General features: G+C 68.4%; 16 protein-coding genes. 13 read left to right on the forward strand and 3 right to left on the reverse strand.

All coding sequences use genetic code 11. The features are described from left to right. Positions 1 to 233: 233 nt before the first annotated feature. From KIT53_RS18000 to KIT53_RS18030, 7 genes are all read left to right on the forward strand, one after another. On the forward strand, positions 234 to 1,394 hold the full coding sequence (locus tag KIT53_RS18000; protein WP_297755583.1) for an EscU/YscU/HrcU family type III secretion system export apparatus switch protein: 1,161 nt from the start codon (positions 234 to 236) through the stop codon (positions 1,392 to 1,394). Continuing rightward, on the forward strand, positions 1,391 to 3,469 hold the full coding sequence (gene flhA, locus KIT53_RS18005) for a flagellar biosynthesis protein FlhA (protein ID WP_297755586.1): 2,079 nt from the start codon (positions 1,391 to 1,393) through the stop codon (positions 3,467 to 3,469). Before KIT53_RS18000 ends, flhA begins: the two co-directional genes overlap by 4 nt. A gap of 20 nt (positions 3,470 to 3,489) precedes the next feature. Beyond that, complete coding sequence (gene flhF / locus KIT53_RS18010) at positions 3,490 to 4,986, forward strand: flagellar biosynthesis protein FlhF (RefSeq protein WP_297755589.1); 1,497 nt, start codon at positions 3,490 to 3,492, stop codon at positions 4,984 to 4,986. Continuing rightward, positions 4,979 to 5,764 (forward strand): hypothetical protein, encoded by a 786-nt coding sequence (locus KIT53_RS18015; protein ID WP_297755592.1) that lies wholly within the window; start codon positions 4,979 to 4,981, stop codon positions 5,762 to 5,764. Before flhF ends, KIT53_RS18015 begins: the two co-directional genes overlap by 8 nt. Before the next feature lie 2 nt (positions 5,765 to 5,766). Continuing rightward, positions 5,767 to 6,483 carry an RNA polymerase sigma factor FliA gene (locus KIT53_RS18020; RefSeq protein WP_297755594.1) on the forward strand — a complete coding sequence of 239 codons (717 nt, stop codon included), beginning with the start codon at positions 5,767 to 5,769 and terminating at the stop codon, positions 6,481 to 6,483. Positions 6,484 to 6,556: 73 nt separating this feature from the next. Beyond that, positions 6,557 to 7,195 carry a LysE family translocator gene (locus KIT53_RS18025; RefSeq protein WP_297755597.1) on the forward strand — a complete coding sequence of 213 codons (639 nt, stop codon included), beginning with the start codon at positions 6,557 to 6,559 and terminating at the stop codon, positions 7,193 to 7,195. Between the two features lie 71 nt (positions 7,196 to 7,266). Then, positions 7,267 to 7,827 carry a hypothetical protein gene (locus KIT53_RS18030; protein ID WP_297755599.1) on the forward strand — a complete coding sequence of 187 codons (561 nt, stop codon included), beginning with the start codon at positions 7,267 to 7,269 and terminating at the stop codon, positions 7,825 to 7,827. A gap of 439 nt (positions 7,828 to 8,266) precedes the next feature. Here the strand turns inward: KIT53_RS18030 and KIT53_RS18035 are convergent, their stop codons facing one another. The 3 genes from KIT53_RS18035 to flgA form a co-directional block, all read right to left on the reverse strand. Beyond that, positions 8,267 to 8,653: a hypothetical protein gene (locus KIT53_RS18035; RefSeq protein WP_297755602.1), complete on the reverse strand. Its 387-nt coding sequence runs from the start codon at positions 8,651 to 8,653 to the stop codon at positions 8,267 to 8,269. Positions 8,654 to 8,675: 22 nt separating this feature from the next. After that, entirely contained in the window at positions 8,676 to 9,005 is a 330-nt protein-coding gene (flgM, locus tag KIT53_RS18040) for a flagellar biosynthesis anti-sigma factor FlgM (RefSeq protein WP_297755605.1), read from the reverse strand. A gap of 131 nt (positions 9,006 to 9,136) precedes the next feature. Beyond that, the gene (gene flgA / locus KIT53_RS18045) at positions 9,137 to 9,892 is read right to left on the reverse strand and encodes a flagellar basal body P-ring formation chaperone FlgA (protein ID WP_297755607.1); all 756 of its coding nucleotides are present in this window, start codon (positions 9,890 to 9,892) and stop codon (positions 9,137 to 9,139) included. Positions 9,893 to 10,096: 204 nt separating this feature from the next. On the opposite strand from flgA, the gene flgB reads away from it, so the two are divergent. From flgB to flgG, 6 genes are all read left to right on the forward strand, one after another. Next, positions 10,097 to 10,510, forward strand: coding sequence for a flagellar basal body rod protein FlgB (flgB, locus tag KIT53_RS18050; protein WP_297755608.1), 414 nt, complete (start codon positions 10,097 to 10,099; stop codon positions 10,508 to 10,510). 135 nt (positions 10,511 to 10,645) lie between these two features. Continuing rightward, a complete protein-coding gene (gene flgC, locus KIT53_RS18055) occupies positions 10,646 to 11,050 on the forward strand; it encodes a flagellar basal body rod protein FlgC (RefSeq protein WP_297755610.1) in 405 nt (134 codons plus the stop codon). A 34-nt stretch (positions 11,051 to 11,084) separates the two neighbouring features. Next, a complete protein-coding gene (locus KIT53_RS18060; protein ID WP_297755613.1) occupies positions 11,085 to 11,747 on the forward strand; it encodes a flagellar hook capping FlgD N-terminal domain-containing protein in 663 nt (220 codons plus the stop codon). 39 nt (positions 11,748 to 11,786) lie between these two features. Next, the gene (gene flgE / locus KIT53_RS18065) at positions 11,787 to 13,010 is read left to right on the forward strand and encodes a flagellar hook protein FlgE (RefSeq protein WP_297755615.1); all 1,224 of its coding nucleotides are present in this window, start codon (positions 11,787 to 11,789) and stop codon (positions 13,008 to 13,010) included. A gap of 28 nt (positions 13,011 to 13,038) precedes the next feature. Next, the gene (flgF, locus tag KIT53_RS18070) at positions 13,039 to 13,776 is read left to right on the forward strand and encodes a flagellar basal-body rod protein FlgF (RefSeq protein WP_297755618.1); all 738 of its coding nucleotides are present in this window, start codon (positions 13,039 to 13,041) and stop codon (positions 13,774 to 13,776) included. Positions 13,777 to 13,803: 27 nt separating this feature from the next. Beyond that, positions 13,804 to 14,586, forward strand: coding sequence for a flagellar basal-body rod protein FlgG (flgG, locus tag KIT53_RS18075; protein ID WP_297755621.1), 783 nt, complete (start codon positions 13,804 to 13,806; stop codon positions 14,584 to 14,586). The last annotated feature ends 31 nt before the right edge of the window (positions 14,587 to 14,617 follow it).

Consider the following 14,617-nt stretch of genomic DNA (forward strand, 5'->3'; position numbering starts at 1 on the left):
GCGTGAAGAAACCAAATCCAAGGCGCCCCTTTCCGCCCCGGCGGGGGGCGGAAAGGGGCGGGGGGGGATAGGGGGGGCAACGGTCTATGAATAAAAAAGAAACACCCCACCAGAAGCCACAGGCAACAACGGCCAGTGGGAAAAGAAAAGCACCCCAAGCCCCCGTCTTATCGCCCTTTAGTTTTTCCCCCTGACTTCCAGAATCGGGTTCATCGATCGATGCAACCCGAGCCATGGAATCTTCCAGTCAGGACAAGAACCTACCCGCTACCGCGCAGCGCCTGAAAAAGGCCCGCCAGGATGGCCAGGTCGCGCGTTCCAAGGACCTGTCCAACCTCGCCGTGCTGGGCGGCGGCGCGGTGGCGCTGCTGGTGCTGGCGCCCATGGGCTTCGAGCAGTTGCGCAGCACCTTGCGCGCGCAACTCAAGTTCGACCACCGTGCCCTGCAGCAGCCCGAACTGGTGCTGCAGCGCCTGGTGGAGGGCTTTTCCCAAGGCCTGATGCTCTACCTGCCGCTGGGCGTGCTGGTGCTGGCGATCGCGCTGGCCGCCATCTTCGCCTCCGGCAGCTGGGCGCTGAGCACCAAGCCCATCACCCCCGACCTCAGCCGCCTGAGCCCTTTCGCCGGCATCGGCCGCCTGTTCTCCAAGCAGCAGCTCGTGGACACCGCCAAGCTGGCCGGCATCACGGCGGTGGTCGGCGTGGTCGCCTGGCAGTTCATCAGCTCGCATGTCGAGCTGTTCGGCACCCTGGTCATGCAGCCGCTGGAGTCCGCCCTGGGCCAGCTCGGCAACTGGATGACGCTGGGCGTGGGCCTGCTGCTGCTGGTGGTGACCTTCTTCGCCGTCATCGACGTGCCGGCGCAGAAATTCCTGCACCACCAGCGCCTGCGCATGTCGCACGACGAAGTCAAGCGCGAGCACAAGGAGAGCGAGGGCGACCCGCACGTCAAGTCCCAGCGCCGGGCACGCCAGCGCGAACTGGCCCAGCGCAACAGCGTGAGCGCCGTTCCGCGCGCCGACCTGGTGGTGATGAACCCGACCCACTATGCGGTGGCCATCCGCTACGACGACGCCACGATGAACGCGCCGCGCGTGATCGCCAAGGGCACCGACCTGGTGGCCATGAAGATCCGCGACGTTGCCAAGGCCCACAAGGTGCCGGTGCTGCAGTCGCCCATGCTGGCGCGCGCGCTGTACGCGCACACCGAGATCGATGCCGAAGTCCCTTCCGCGCTGTACACGGCGGTGGCCCAGGTGCTGGCCTACGTCTACCAGCTCAAGGCCGCGCTGCGCGGCCATGGCGCCATGCCGGGCGAGATGCCCACGCCGCAGGTGCCGCCCGAACTCGATCCCCATTTCAAGCCCACCGTGGCCAAGGAAGCGACTGAATGAACGCCTTGCAACCCCTGCAGCAATGGCTCCAGCGCAACGCCGGCTGGGCCGGCGGCCTGGCCGCGCCCATGCTGGTGATCACCATCCTCTCCATGATGGTGCTGCCGCTGCCGACCTGGCTGCTGGACACCTTCTTCACCCTGAACATCGCGCTGGCGCTGGTGGTGATGATGGTGGCGGCCTACATGCGCCGACCGCTGGACTTCTCGGTCTTCCCCACGGTGCTGCTGCTCACCACGCTGCTGCGCCTCTCGCTCAACGTGGCGTCCACCCGGGTGGTTCTGCTGGAGGGCCACACCGGTCCGGGCGCGGCCGGCCAGGTGATCGAGGCTTTCGGCCACTTCCTGATCGGCGGCAACTTCGCGGTCGGTTTCATCGTGTTCGTGATCCTGGTGGTGATCAACTTCGTGGTGATCACCAAGGGTTCGGAGCGCATCGCCGAGGTCTCGGCCCGCTTCACCCTGGACGCCATGCCCGGCAAGCAGATGGCGATCGACGCCGACCTCAACGCCGGCCTGATCGACGAGAAGGAGGCCAAACGCCGCCGCGCCGAGGTGGGGGAAGAGTCCAACTTCTTCGGCTCCATGGACGGTGCCGCCAAGTTCGTGCGTGGCGACGCCATCGCCGGCATCCTGATCCTGATCATCAACGTCATCGGCGGTCTGGCCGTGGGCATGCTGCAGCACGGCCTTTCTCTGGGCCAGGCGGCGGACAGCTACATCCTGCTGGCCGTGGGTGATGCGCTGGTGGCGCAGATTCCCTCGCTGCTGATCTCGGTGGCGGCGGCCATGGTGGTCTCCCGCGTGGGCAAGGACGAAGACCTGGGTGTCCAGGTCATGAACCAGATGTTCCTGTCCTCCCGCGTCATGGGCATCGTGGCGGCCGTGCTGCTGGTCCTGGGCATCGTGCCGGGCATGCCGCACCTGTTCTTCCTGCTCTTCGCCGCGGCCTTCGGCGGTCTGGCCTGGTGGCGTCGCCAGGTGGAGAACCAGCCCGAGCCGGTGGCCGAGGCACCCGCACCCCAGAGCGATGGCGAGGCCACCTGGGACGACCTGCAGCCGGTGGATCTGCTGGGCCTGGAGTTGGGCTACCGCCTGATCGCCATGGTGGACAAGGACCGCCAGGGCGACCTGCTCACCCGCATCAAGGGTGTGCGCAAGAAGTTCGCGCAGGAGGTGGGTTTCCTGCCGCCGGCGGTGCACGTGCGCGACAACCTGGAACTGCGCCCCAGCGCCTACCGCATCACGCTGCGTGGCGTGGTGGTGGGCGAGGGCGAGGTTTTCCCCGGCATGTTCCTGGCCATCGACCCCGGTGGCATCGGCACGCCGCTGATCGGCACGCCCACCACCGACCCGGCCTTCGGACTGCCCGCGCACTGGATCGAGGAAAAGCAGCGCGAGAGCGCGCAAATGGCCGGTTTTACGGTGGTTGATTCCGAGACCGTGCTGGCCACGCATCTTTCACACTTGATGCAAGTCCAGGCCGCGCGATTGCTCAGCCGGACGGAGACCCAGGACCTGGTCGAACACGTGACCCGCCTGGCCCCCAAGCTGATCGAAGAAGTCGTGCCCAAGATGGTTCCCGTCGCCACCTTCCAGAAAGTTCTGCAGCTGCTGCTGGAAGAGTCGGTCCACGTGCGCGACATCCGCACCATCATCGAATCCCTGGCCGAGCACGCCACCGCCACCACCGACCCGGTCGAGCTGGCGCGCCGCGTGCGCATGGCGCTGGCGCCGGCCATCGTGCAGCAGATCTACGGCCCGGTGAAGGAGCTGGAGGTCATCGCCATCGAACCCGGCCTGGAGCGCCTGCTGATGCAGGCCCTGGCCAGCGGCGCCAACGGCGCGCTCGACCCCGGCGTGGCCGAGATGCTGAGCAAGTCCGCCACCGACATTGCCAACCGGCAGGAAGAGAAGGGCGTGCCCGCCTGCCTGCTGGTGCCCGACGCCATCCGCAACGCCATGTCGCGCCTGCTGCGCCGCGCCGCGCCGCGCCTGCAGGTGCTGGCGCACAGCGAGATTCCTGAAACCCACCTCATCCGCATCGGCCCGATCCTGGGCGAGCTTGCGTCCTGAAGCACGGAGAAGCACACACCATGAACATCCAGCGTTTCATCGCTCCCACCTCCCGCGAGGCCATGGCCAAGGCGCGGCTGTCCTTTGGCGACAGCGCCGTCATCCTCTCCACGCGCTCCACCGCGGAGGGTTTCGAGGTCATGGCCGCCGCCGAGGAAAGCCTGGCCTCCCTGGCGGAACCCGAGGCGCGCCAGCAGCCGGCTCCCGCCGCAGCCGCTGGCAAGGGCCGCGCGTCCGCAGCCGCCGACACGGTGGCCCGCGACACCGAGACCATGGCCATGAGCACGCTGTCGTTCCAGGACTATGTGCGCGAGCGCATGCTCAAGAAGCGCCGCGCCGCCCTGGGTGGTGGCACGGTCGCCAGCGAGGAGCCGGCGCCCGCGCCGCGCCAGGCCACCGCCCCCATGCCCCTGCCTGCCGCCGAGCCCATCCAGGTGCCGGTGCAGCGCTTCAACGAACCCGAGCAGGCCGCGCCGCGCCGCCCGCAGCAGGCCATCCGCACGCGCCAGAGCGAGCAGCCGGCCTGGGAAGACACGGCGCCGCCCACCCGTTTCGGCAGCCACGAGGACAGCCGCATGGCGGTGGAGCTCTCGGCCCTCAAGGACATGATCGAGGAGCGCTTCAACACGCTGGCCTGGCTCGGCTCTTCGCGCCAGAACCCGATCCAGTCCAACCTGATGCTCAAGCTGATCCGCGCCGGCTTCTCGCCCGCGATCTCGCGCGCCGTTCTCGAACGCGTGCCCACCGATGCCGCCGCGCCAGAAGCCGTGCGCTGGCTCATGGACGTGATCACCCGCAACCTCAAGGTGACCGCGTCCGGCGCCGGCCTGTGCGAAGAGGGCGGCGTGGTGTCCCTGATCGGCGCCACCGGCGTGGGCAAAACCACCACCGCCGCCAAGCTGGCCGCGCAGTGCGTGAAGCAGTACGGCGAAGGCAGCGTGGGCCTGATCACGCTGGACGCCTACCGCGTCTCAGGCTTTGAACAACTGCGCGCCTTTGGCCGCATGCTCGGCGTGGTGGCCCACCTGGCCCACGACCGCGCCGCGCTTGTCGACCTGCTCAACCTGCTCTCCGGCAAGCGCCTGGTCATCATCGACACCGCCGGCCTGGGCCAGCGCGACCAGCGCATCCAGGACATGCTGGACGTGCTCAACATGCCTTCGGTCAAGAAGACCCTGGTGCTCAATGCCGGCGCGCACGGCGACACGCTGGATGAGGTGCTGACCTCGTTCAAGGCCAGCACGCTGCACGGCGTGGTGCTCTCCAAGGTGGACGAGGCCGTCAAGCTCGGGCCCGCGCTGGACGCGCTGATCCGCCACCAGGTGACGTTGCGCGGCGTGGCCAACGGCCAGCGCGTGCCCGAAGACTGGCAGGCCCCTGACGCGGGCGCGCTGGTGCGCCAGTCCATGGGCGCCCAGGCCAAGTCCGCCTACGACCCCCTGTCCACCGACATGGGCTTCTACTTCGCGGCATCGAGCGCCGACCGTGGCTTCTCGCTCGGAGGTGCGCATGTTTGAACCCGGGTTCGACCAGGCCGCCGGGCTGCGCGCGGAAGCCGCGTCCGCCAGTCCCTGCCTCATGCCCGTGGCCAGCCCGGCACAGCCGGCGCGCGCCTACGAATGGCTGTGCACCCTGGCCGGCGAACTCACCGCGCAGGGCCGCGCCGTCGCGGTGGTGGACGCCAACGCCAGCGAGACGCCGCGCGCGCACCCGGCCCCCGGCCTGTTGCAAGCCCTGCAGGACCCCTCCGTGGCCGGTCTGGAGCACGCCAGCGACGGCGGCGACTGGCTGGTGATGCCCGGCGCGCAAGGCCTGCGCGCACTGCGCGAAACCGCGCACGCCGCCGGTGCCGAAAACGCGCTCACGCGCCTGCTGGCCCCCTTCGCCCCCGGTGTGCTGGTGCTGCTGTTCGCCTCTGCCTTCGACCTGGCCGATCTGCTGCCAGGCCAGCGCGCGCGCGCCCTGGTGCCTGTGCTGGAGCAGCCGCAGTCCAGCATCGACGCCTACGGCTCGGTCAAGCTGCTGCACGGCGCGGGCCTGGCGCCGGTGCTGGCGCCGCTGGCCAGCGGCGCGCCGGCCGCGTTGCAGACCGTGGTGAGCACCGTGGCCGAGACCGCGCAGCGGCACCTCGGCTTCAAACCCGAAACATGGCCCGCCGCGAGCTGGGCCCAGCGTGTGCAGGCCGGCGCCATCGAGCGCCCGCGCCTGGCATCCGCGAACGACAGTCGCCTCGGCCTGGGGCCGTCGGCATGGCAAGCGGGCCGGGCGCGTGCGGCCCAACCTCTCTGGAGCTGAAGATGTACACCGCCAAAGGCACCCTCGACCGCGACGACCAGCTGCGCAAGTACAGCCCGCTGGTGCGCCGCCTGGCCCACCACATGATCGCCAAGCTGCCGCCCAGCGTGGAGCTCGATGACCTGATCCAGGTCGGCATGATCGGCCTGACCGAGGCCATCGCCCGCTTCGAACCGACACAGGGTGTGCAGTTCGAAACCTTCGCCAGCCAGCGCATCCGCGGCGCCATGATCGATGAGCTGCGCGACGGCGACTGGATGTCGCGCGGCTCGCGCAAGAGCCAGAAAGACATCGAACAGGCCGTCAACCGCCTGCAGCAGAAACTGCACCGCGTCCCGCGCGAAAGCGAGATCGCGCAGGAGATGGGCATGAGCCTGGCGGACTACCAGGCCCTGCTGGCCAAGGTGCGCGGCACCCAGCTCGTCTACCTGGAAGACATCAGCGGCAACGGCGACGACGAAGACGGTTTCCTCGACCGCCACATGGGCGACCACGAAGCCGACCCTTCCGCCGTGCTGCAGGACCAGCGCATGCGCATGGCCCTGGTGGCCGCCATCAAGATGCTGCCCGAGCGCGAACAGCAGATCATGAGCATGTACTACGAGCACGACATGAACCTCAAGGAAATCGCCGCCGTGCTCGGCGTCACCGAATCGCGCATCTGCCAGTTGCACAGCCAGTCCATCGCGCGCCTGCGCGCCAAGATGCGCGAACACTGAGCGCGCGCGCTCCGGCGTGGGTGGGCTACGATGGAGATCGTCCCACCCCACCCCACCCGGAGCCGCTTCTTCCATGGTGACTTTCCACGACTGGCTGCTGTTCGCCGGTGCCGCGCTGCTCGTCACGCTCACACCCGGCCCCAACATGATCTACCTGCTCTCGCGCTCCATCTGCCAGGGGCGCCGGGCAGGCGTGGTGTCGCTCCTGGGCGTGGTGGCGGGCTTCCTGGTCCACATGTTCGCCGCCGCCGTCGGCCTGAGCGCCCTCTTCATGGCGGTGCCGCTGGCCTACGACCTGCTGAAGTGGGGTGGGGCCCTGTACCTGCTGTACCTGGCCTGGCAGGCCGTGCGGCCAGGCGCCAAGTCGCCCTTCGAGACCCGCGACCTGCCGGAGGACCCGCCCCTGCGCCTGTTCCTCATGGGTTTTCTCACCAACCTGCTCAACCCCAAGATCGCCGTGTTCTACCTGGCGATCTTCCCGCAGTTCGTCTCTCCGGCGCAGGGCTCGGTGTTCGCCCAGAGCGTGGTGCTCGGCGTCACGCAGATCGTGCTCAGCTTCTCCATCAACCTGTCCATCGTGCTCACCGCGGCGCGCCTGGCGGCGTGGTTCCAGCACCACCGCGGCTGGCTCGCGGTGCAGCGCTACGTCATGGGCGGTGTGCTTGGGGCGCTGGCGGTGCGCATGGCGCTCGAAGAACGCCGCGTCGCATAATCCGGCGAGCGGGCTGGCCGGCCCGCCTGCCCGTTCGCCCCCTTCACTCCACCCACCCCGAGAAGGTCTCCATGCGCCTGCGCCTGTTCGCCATCGCCCTTGCCTCCGTCGTCCTGCTCGCCGCCTGCGGCACCCAGCGCCAGGTCGCTGCCGTCGACCCCAACACCGGTCGCCTGGTGTCCGAGAAGGGCACCGTCACCGAAGCCACCGTGGTCACGTCGCACAAGTTCGACCTGCCCCGGCACAAGCAGATGGCCTTCGTCTCCGGCCTGGGCAACTACGGCGTCGACCAACTGCGCATGTTCGGCTACTTCGACCAGGTGGTGAGCTACGACGACCTGCAGAAGATCGTCATCAGCAACCGCCTGCAGGAACAGGTGCCCAGCCTGAACGAACCCATCGGCCTGAGCAAGCTCTACCGCGCCTACAAACCCTTCCTGTGGGTGCACTTCAAACGCGTGGAACGCCAGAACAAGCCCTACCTGCAACTGGTGGCCAGCAACCCGGACACCCTGGACGAGGTGTTCGTCGCCGAAGTGCACATGGACTTCGTCTGGGCCGGCGTCACCGACCAGAACGCCCGCTACCCGCTGTTCAACGCGTTCAACCGGTGGGTGCAGCAGAACAAGTAGAGCGCCCTCCAAGGGGCGCGACCCGGTTCAAACCGAACCCGAGGCCGGCCTGGCCGCTTCCGTTGAGGTGGCCCCCATGCCGTGGGGGTGGAGCTTGGCCTGTCCCGGGATTCAAAGGGCTGGAGGGCTGAAGCCCTCACGCCAGCCCTTCGCGAGCCCTTCGACAGGCTCAGGGCGAACGGGACGGGAGAGATCTGCCCGGACCGGACCCCACTTCCGTCCGGACGGAGCCTTCTTTGCCGTTCGGGTTGAACCTCTCTTACCGTTCGGGCTGAGTCCCTCCTCCGTTCGGGCTGAGCCTGTCGAAGCCCTCGCCCACTCCTCATGCGCCCCAAACACCCCACCCCCTCATATGCAATGCGGTCGTGGAAAGCAAAAACGGCCCCTGCAAAGGGGCCGTTTTCATGGGGAGGCGGAAAAAAAAGAGAGGGGCGCTTGCTCAGGCCCGCAGGAACCCCCGGCTGGCGCCGCCGCTGGCCAGGGGCCGGCTGGCGGCCATGCGGCCGTAGGTGGGCTGCTGCAGCGCGATCTGGGGGAGCAGGGTGTCCACGCCGCGCTGGGTCTGTGCGCTGGCGCGCAGCACGGCCTGGCGGAGCTGGGCGAAGCGCTGGGCGGCGCTGTGCATGTCGCTGCGCAGGGTGCTGCCGGGGGCGGCGAATTCGCTGGTTCTGGGGGCTTGCTGGAGCACGGCCTGCATGGCGGCGCTGGCCTGCTCGACGCCGCTGGCGTCGCCCTGGAGCAAGGCGTTCTGGAGCGCGTCCAGGTTGGCCTGCAGGCTGGCGATCCAGGGGTGGGGGGTCGTCGTGGCTGCAGGCGGCTGGTTCATGGTGGGCGCTCCGGAGGGGTCGTCAGGTGCGGGCGCCTTGCAGCATCTCGGCCGCGTTGGCCAGGAGCTTGTCGGCGATCGCCTCGGGGTTGATCTGGAAGGTGCCGTTGGCGATGGCCTGTTTCATGGCCTCGACCTTTTCGGCGTTGAACACCTCGCTGCCGCTGCCCGGGCCCATGGCCGAGACGGTGGAGGAGGAGAGGGTCACGGTCACGCCGCCCGCCGGGGGCTGGCCGGCCGCTGCCGTCGGCGCCGCGGCTCCGGCACCCGCGAGCGGCTTCTCGGCGGCCTTCTGGGGGCCGCCGGCGACGGATCCTATATAGGAATCGGGTGAAGAAGATTCGACTTTCATTTCACGCTCCAGACCCTGTACTCAGGGCGATGTCATGAAACTATCGACTTGGTTTAGGCAGACTTTAGGCATATTTGTGGTGCAGTTTCATGCCATCGGTCACGCCTGGGGGTGGCCGGGAGACGTCCGGTTCACAAAGCCAACTCGACGGTCTGGTCCTGCTGCACCAGGCCGTTGACGACCTTGCCGCCCGGCAGCCGCACGCGGGCGTTCTGGCCGACCAGCCCGGTGGTGAGGGCCTGGCCGGTGGCACTGACCTGAAATCCGTTGCCGCCGCTGGCCACCACGCGCACTTCGGCGCCGGCTTCGAAAGCCTTCTGCGGGCGCACCATGTGCTCGCGCAGCGCCTGGCCGGGGGTCAGCGGGAAGGCGGTTTCCAGGCCGACCCAGCGCCCGGGCACGGCCAGCACGGCGGCGCGGTGGGCCGCCCAGTCGATTTCGGCCAGTTCGGCGTCTTCTTGAGTGAGGGTGGCGCCAGCGGCCACCGGGCGCTTGAGCACCCAGGCCGGGCCGAAGGCCTTGACGGTGACCGGCAGGAAGACGTTCCAGCGGCGTTCGCCCTCCACGCAGCGCAGGCCGACGCGGCTGCGGCCCCAGAGGCGGGCACCCGGGGGCAGGTAAGGCTCCACCCGGTCGCAGGGCGCCAGGCGCAGCCGGCTGTCGAGCGAGCCGATCTCCACTTCGGTGCGCAGGGGCGCCGCCCCGCTCGCAGGCAGGGCCGCCAGCGCCGGCTGGATCCAGTCGCGCGCCGCCTGTTCCAGGGTCTGCGGCGTCGGGCCGTCGGCGCGGGCGCCAGCGCCCAGGCCGAGCAGCAGGGTCAGCAACAGCAGCCAGCGCAGGCGTGCGGGCAGGCGCGCGCGAAGCAGGTGGATGAGGAGCAGGGGCATGGCGGCGGTCTCCGGGCAGGTGTTCCAGGCAGCCACTGTAGGAGCGGTTGGGCCGGGGCAAAGCCGGGAAATGGCTTGCAAAGCGGCGTTTGTTCGGCTCATTGCCCACCCTCAAGATTTCCATAATTCCTCCAAGCCCCGGTCCCAGGGCCTCCCCGAGAGGCCCCGCGCCGGTCCCCGACAACCCCGCTGGAGGAGTTGCCCATGTTTGAACAGATGACCGCCCGGCTGGATTTCCACGCCAACGCGCTGCTGCTGCGCTCGCAGCGCCAGCAGGTGCTGGCCAGCAACATCGCCAACGCCGACACACCGGGGTACGTGGCGCGGGATTTCGACTTCTCGCAGGCGCTCAAGAACGCCTCGGGCGGCCTCGGCGGTGTTTCTGGCGCCATGCAGGCCACCGACGCGCGCCACATGCAACTGGGCGGCGGCACCGCCGGCGCGCCGCGCCCGGACCTGGCCTACACCGTGCAGACCCAGCCCAGCCAGGACGGCAACTCGGTGGACCTGGACCGCGAACGCGCCAACTTCGTGGACAACAGCGTGCGCTACGAGTCCACGCTGCGCTTCATCAACGGGCACGTCAAGACGATGCTGTCCGCCATCACCGGGCAGTAGATATGAACAGCCTCCGCGTCGCTTTCGGCGCCTCCCCCCTGAAGGGAGGCCACACCAGCGGCCTGGTCCAGCCAGCCGCGCGGTGTTCCTGGTTGGCGCTGTCTCCCACGGCGCCTGTTTGAAAGGAAGCCAGCCATGTCCATGTTTTCCATCTTCGGCGTCTCCGGCAGCGCGGTCAGCGCGCAGTCGCAGCGCCTCAACGTGGTGGCCAGCAACCTGGCCAACGCCGACGCCGTGGCCGGGCCGGACGGCCAGACCTACAAGGCGCGCCACATCGTGTTCCAGACCGTGCCCATGGACGGCGCGGGCAACGCTGGCGTGAAGGTGCAGAACATCACCGAGAGCCAGACGCCGGGGCGGCGCGAGTTCAACCCCAGCCACCCCAGCGCCGACGGCGAGGGCTACGTGACCCACTCCAACGTGAACCCGGTGGAGGAGATGGTCAACATGATTTCCGCTTCGCGCTCCTACCAGAACAACGTCGAGGTCATGAACACGGCCAAGTCGCTGCTGCTCAAGACCCTGCAGATGGGCCAGTGAGCGTTTCCCTCTCTCTTCCTGACGGACCCCGACCATGTTCATCACCCCCATCGACACCAGCACCCTCGGCAGCACCGTGGGCAGCACCACCGGGACCGGCGCGAAGAACGCCACCGATCCGCAGGCTTCGCAAGACCGCTTCCTCAAGCTGCTGGTGGCCCAGCTCAACAGCCAGGACCCGCTCAACCCGATGGACAACGCGCAGATGACCACGCAGATGGCGCAGATCAACACGGTCAGCGGCATCCAGGAACTCAACGCGACACTGAAGGGCATGGCCACGCAGTTCGGCGCCATGCAGCAGTTGCAGGGCACCTCGCTGATCGGGCGCGAGGCGCTCATCGAGGGCAGCCAGCTGGGCTTCGCCGGCGACGTGGGCCGGGGCGCCATGAACCTCAAGACCGCCGCCGACCAGGTGTACGTGGACATCATGGGCACCAACGGCGAGATCGTCGAGACGCTGGACTTCGGCGCGCTCGGCGCCGGCCAGCATGCCTTCAACTGGGCCGGCGAGGACGTCGACCTCTCCAAGGTCGCCGGCTTCCGCGTGCGCGCCTCCATGGCCGACCAGCCCGTCACCGCCACCACCTACACCCGCCTGACCGTCTCTTCGGTCGCGTTCGCCAACGGCAGCATGAACCTGCAGCTCCAGGATGGCCGCACCCTGAGCTACGACCAGGTCAAGGCCTTCATGTAAGACCCACCCCATTCACACGCAGCAAGCAAGGACATCACCATGGCTTTCCAGCAAGGACTCTCCGGCCTCAACAGCGCCAGCCGCAACCTCGACGTGATCGGCCACAACATCGCCAACGCCAACACCGTCGGCATGAAGAGCTCGCGCGCCGAGTTCGCCGAGATCTACGCCAGCTCCGTCAGCGGCGCGGGTGGCTCCAACAAAGGCATCGGCGTGACGCTGGCCTCGGTGTCGCAGTCGTTCAACCAGGGCAACATCACCGTCACCGGCAACGACCTGGACCTGGCCATCAACGGCAACGGCTTCTTCGAGCTGACCCAGCCCAACGGCACGCTGGCCTACTCGCGTGCGGGGCAGTTCAAGCTCGACCGCGAAGGCAACATCGTCAACACCCTGGGCGGCCAGCTCATGGGCTACCCGACCGACGAGGCCGGCAACCGCCTGAGCTTCCAGAGCCAGCCGCTGTCGCTGCCCACCGGTGGCCTGATCCCGGCGCGCCAGACCGGCGCCATCACCGCCGAGTTCAACCTCGACGCGCGCGCGGTGGTCGCCTCCAGCGTCACCCCGCCCACGCCCTTGACCACCTATGGCACCTCGCTGATCGGCTACGACGCCCAGGGCGTGGAAGTGCCAGTGGGCCTGGCCTTCACCAAGACCGCCAACAACACCTGGGAGGTCTACACCAGCGTCAACGGCAGCGCGCCCGCGCCCTTCGTGCCGCCGCTGGAACTGCGCTTCAACACCGACGGCACGCTGGATCAGTCGTCCATCACACCCACGCCTTCGCTTACGCTGGCCTCGCCGAACGATCCCACCGTCACCTTCCCGGTCACGCTCGACTTCTCCAACGTCACCCAGTTCGGCACCGACTTCTCGGTGCACAACCTCGACCAGGATGGCTACTACCCCGGCGAGCTCACCAGCCTGTCGATCGGTGAGAACGGCGTGGTGACCGGCCGCTATTCCAACGGCGAGACGCGCGCCGCTGGCCAGGTGGCGCTGGTCAACTTCCGCAACATCCAGGGCCTGTCGCCGTCGGGCGGTGGCGTGTGGGAAGCCACCTACGCCTCCGGCGAGCCGGTGCGCGGCGAGCCCGGCGCGGGCAACTTCGGCAGCCTGCGTTCGGGCGCGCTGGAGGACTCCAACGTCGACCTCACCGCCGAGCTGGTGAACATGATGACCGCGCAGCGCGCCTACCAGGCCAACGCGCAGACCATCAAGACGCAGGACCAGGTGATGAGCACCTTGCTCAACATGCGCTGATGGCGCGTGACCTACCGGAGAGCCCGACATGGACCGCATGATCTACACCGCGATGACCGGCGCCAACGCCGCGCAGTACCGGCAGCAGGTGCTGGCCAACAACCTGGCCAACGTGTCCACGCCGGGTTTCCGGGCCGAGTTGTCCACCTTCCGTGCCGTACCGGTGCGCGGCGACGGTGCTTCCACCCGCGTGTTCGCGCTGGAAGCCACCGCCGGGCACTCCAATGCGCCGGGCGCCGTGGTCTCCACCGGCCGCAACCTGGACGTGGCCGCGCAGGGCAGCGCCTACTTCGCGGTGCAGGGGCTGGACGGCACCGAGGCCTACACCCGCGCCGGTTCGCTGCAGGTCAATCCCGATGGCACCCTGGTCAACCCCGACGGCCTGCCCATGCTGGGCGACGGCGGCCCCATCGTGCTGCAGGAGGGCGCGCGCGTGGACATTGCCAGCGACGGCACCGTGAGCACGCGCGTGGGCGAAGAGCCGCCGCAGATCGTCGGCCGCATCAAGATGGTGGTGCCCGACGCGGACAACCCGCTGCGCCGCAGCCCCGATGGGTTGTTCCGCACGCCGCAGGGCGACACCCTGCCCGCCAGCGACACCGCGCGCCTGCAGGACGGTGCGCTCGAAGGATCCAACGTGAACCCCATGGAAGCCATGATCGGCATGATCGCCGTGGGGCGCCAGTTCGAGGTGCAGATGCGCATGCTGCAGAACGGCGAAGCCAATGACAAGACCGCCAGCCAGTTGCTTTCGATGAACGGCTGACCGCACTGAACCCGCCAGGAGCACCCCATGATCAATTCGCTGATGATTTCCAAGACCGGCATGCAGGCGCAGCAGACGCAGCTGGACGTGATCTCCAACAACCTGGCCAACGTGGCCACCACCGGGTTCAAGCGCGCCAGCGCCGTCTTCGAGGACCTGATGTACCAGAACCTGCGCCAGGTCGGCGCCAACAGCGCCGAGCAGGCCGAGCTGCCCACCGGGCTGCAGGTGGGCCTGGGTGTGCGCACCGTGGCCACCTCGCGCAACTTCAGCCAGGGCAGCATGCAGCAGTCCGACAACCCGCTGGACCTCGCCATCAACGGCAACGGCTTCTTCCAGGTCGAAATGCCCGACGGTTCCACCGCCTACACGCGCGACGGCAGCTTCAAGCCCGATGCACAGGGCCGCATCGTCACCTCCAGCGGCTTTCCGCTCACCGCCGGCATCACCGTGCCGCCGAACGCGCAGAGCCTGACCATCTCCAGCGACGGCGTGGTCACGGTCAAGCTGCCCGGGGCCACCGCGCCGCAGCAGATCGGCGTGATCGAACTGGCCAGTTTCATCAACCCGGCCGGCCTGGAGCCCATGGGCCAGAACCTCTATGCGGAGAGCGTGGCCTCGGGCAACCCGGTGAACGCCGCGCCCGGCGCGGCCGGCATGGGCACGCTGATGCAGGGCTTCGTCGAGACCTCCAACGTCAACGTGGTGCAGGAGCTGGTGAGCATGATCCAGACCCAGCGCGCCTACGAAATGAATTCCAAGGCGATCCAGACCTCCGACCAGATGCTGCAGCGCCTGAGCCAGTTGTGATGACGGTGGCCGCCACCCTCTCAAAAGGTCT

It is taken from the genome of Hydrogenophaga sp., from assembly GCF_026125785.1.
GTDB lineage: Bacteria > Pseudomonadota > Gammaproteobacteria > Burkholderiales > Burkholderiaceae_C > Hydrogenophaga.

Excerpts from the sequence above, each read along its gene's own strand:
- KIT53_RS18000 (WP_297755583.1), top strand. The coding sequence starts at position 234 with ATGGAATCTTCCAGTCAGGACAAGAACCTACCCGCTACCGCGCAGCGC.
- flhA (WP_297755586.1), top strand. The coding sequence starts at position 1,391 with ATGAACGCCTTGCAACCCCTGCAGCAATGGCTCCAGCGCAACGCCGGC.
- flhF (WP_297755589.1), top strand. The coding sequence starts at position 3,490 with ATGAACATCCAGCGTTTCATCGCTCCCACCTCCCGCGAGGCCATGGCC.
- KIT53_RS18015 (WP_297755592.1), top strand. The coding sequence starts at position 4,979 with ATGTTTGAACCCGGGTTCGACCAGGCCGCCGGGCTGCGCGCGGAAGCC.
- KIT53_RS18020 (WP_297755594.1), top strand. The coding sequence starts at position 5,767 with ATGTACACCGCCAAAGGCACCCTCGACCGCGACGACCAGCTGCGCAAG.
- KIT53_RS18025 (WP_297755597.1), top strand. The coding sequence starts at position 6,557 with ATGGTGACTTTCCACGACTGGCTGCTGTTCGCCGGTGCCGCGCTGCTC.
- KIT53_RS18030 (WP_297755599.1), top strand. The coding sequence starts at position 7,267 with ATGCGCCTGCGCCTGTTCGCCATCGCCCTTGCCTCCGTCGTCCTGCTC.
- KIT53_RS18035 (WP_297755602.1), bottom strand. The coding sequence starts at position 8,653 with ATGAACCAGCCGCCTGCAGCCACGACGACCCCCCACCCCTGGATCGCC.
- flgM (WP_297755605.1), bottom strand. The coding sequence starts at position 9,005 with ATGAAAGTCGAATCTTCTTCACCCGATTCCTATATAGGATCCGTCGCC.
- flgA (WP_297755607.1), bottom strand. The coding sequence starts at position 9,892 with ATGCCCCTGCTCCTCATCCACCTGCTTCGCGCGCGCCTGCCCGCACGC.
- flgB (WP_297755608.1), top strand. The coding sequence starts at position 10,097 with ATGTTTGAACAGATGACCGCCCGGCTGGATTTCCACGCCAACGCGCTG.
- flgC (WP_297755610.1), top strand. The coding sequence starts at position 10,646 with ATGTCCATGTTTTCCATCTTCGGCGTCTCCGGCAGCGCGGTCAGCGCG.
- KIT53_RS18060 (WP_297755613.1), top strand. The coding sequence starts at position 11,085 with ATGTTCATCACCCCCATCGACACCAGCACCCTCGGCAGCACCGTGGGC.
- flgE (WP_297755615.1), top strand. The coding sequence starts at position 11,787 with ATGGCTTTCCAGCAAGGACTCTCCGGCCTCAACAGCGCCAGCCGCAAC.
- flgF (WP_297755618.1), top strand. The coding sequence starts at position 13,039 with ATGGACCGCATGATCTACACCGCGATGACCGGCGCCAACGCCGCGCAG.
- flgG (WP_297755621.1), top strand. The coding sequence starts at position 13,804 with ATGATCAATTCGCTGATGATTTCCAAGACCGGCATGCAGGCGCAGCAG.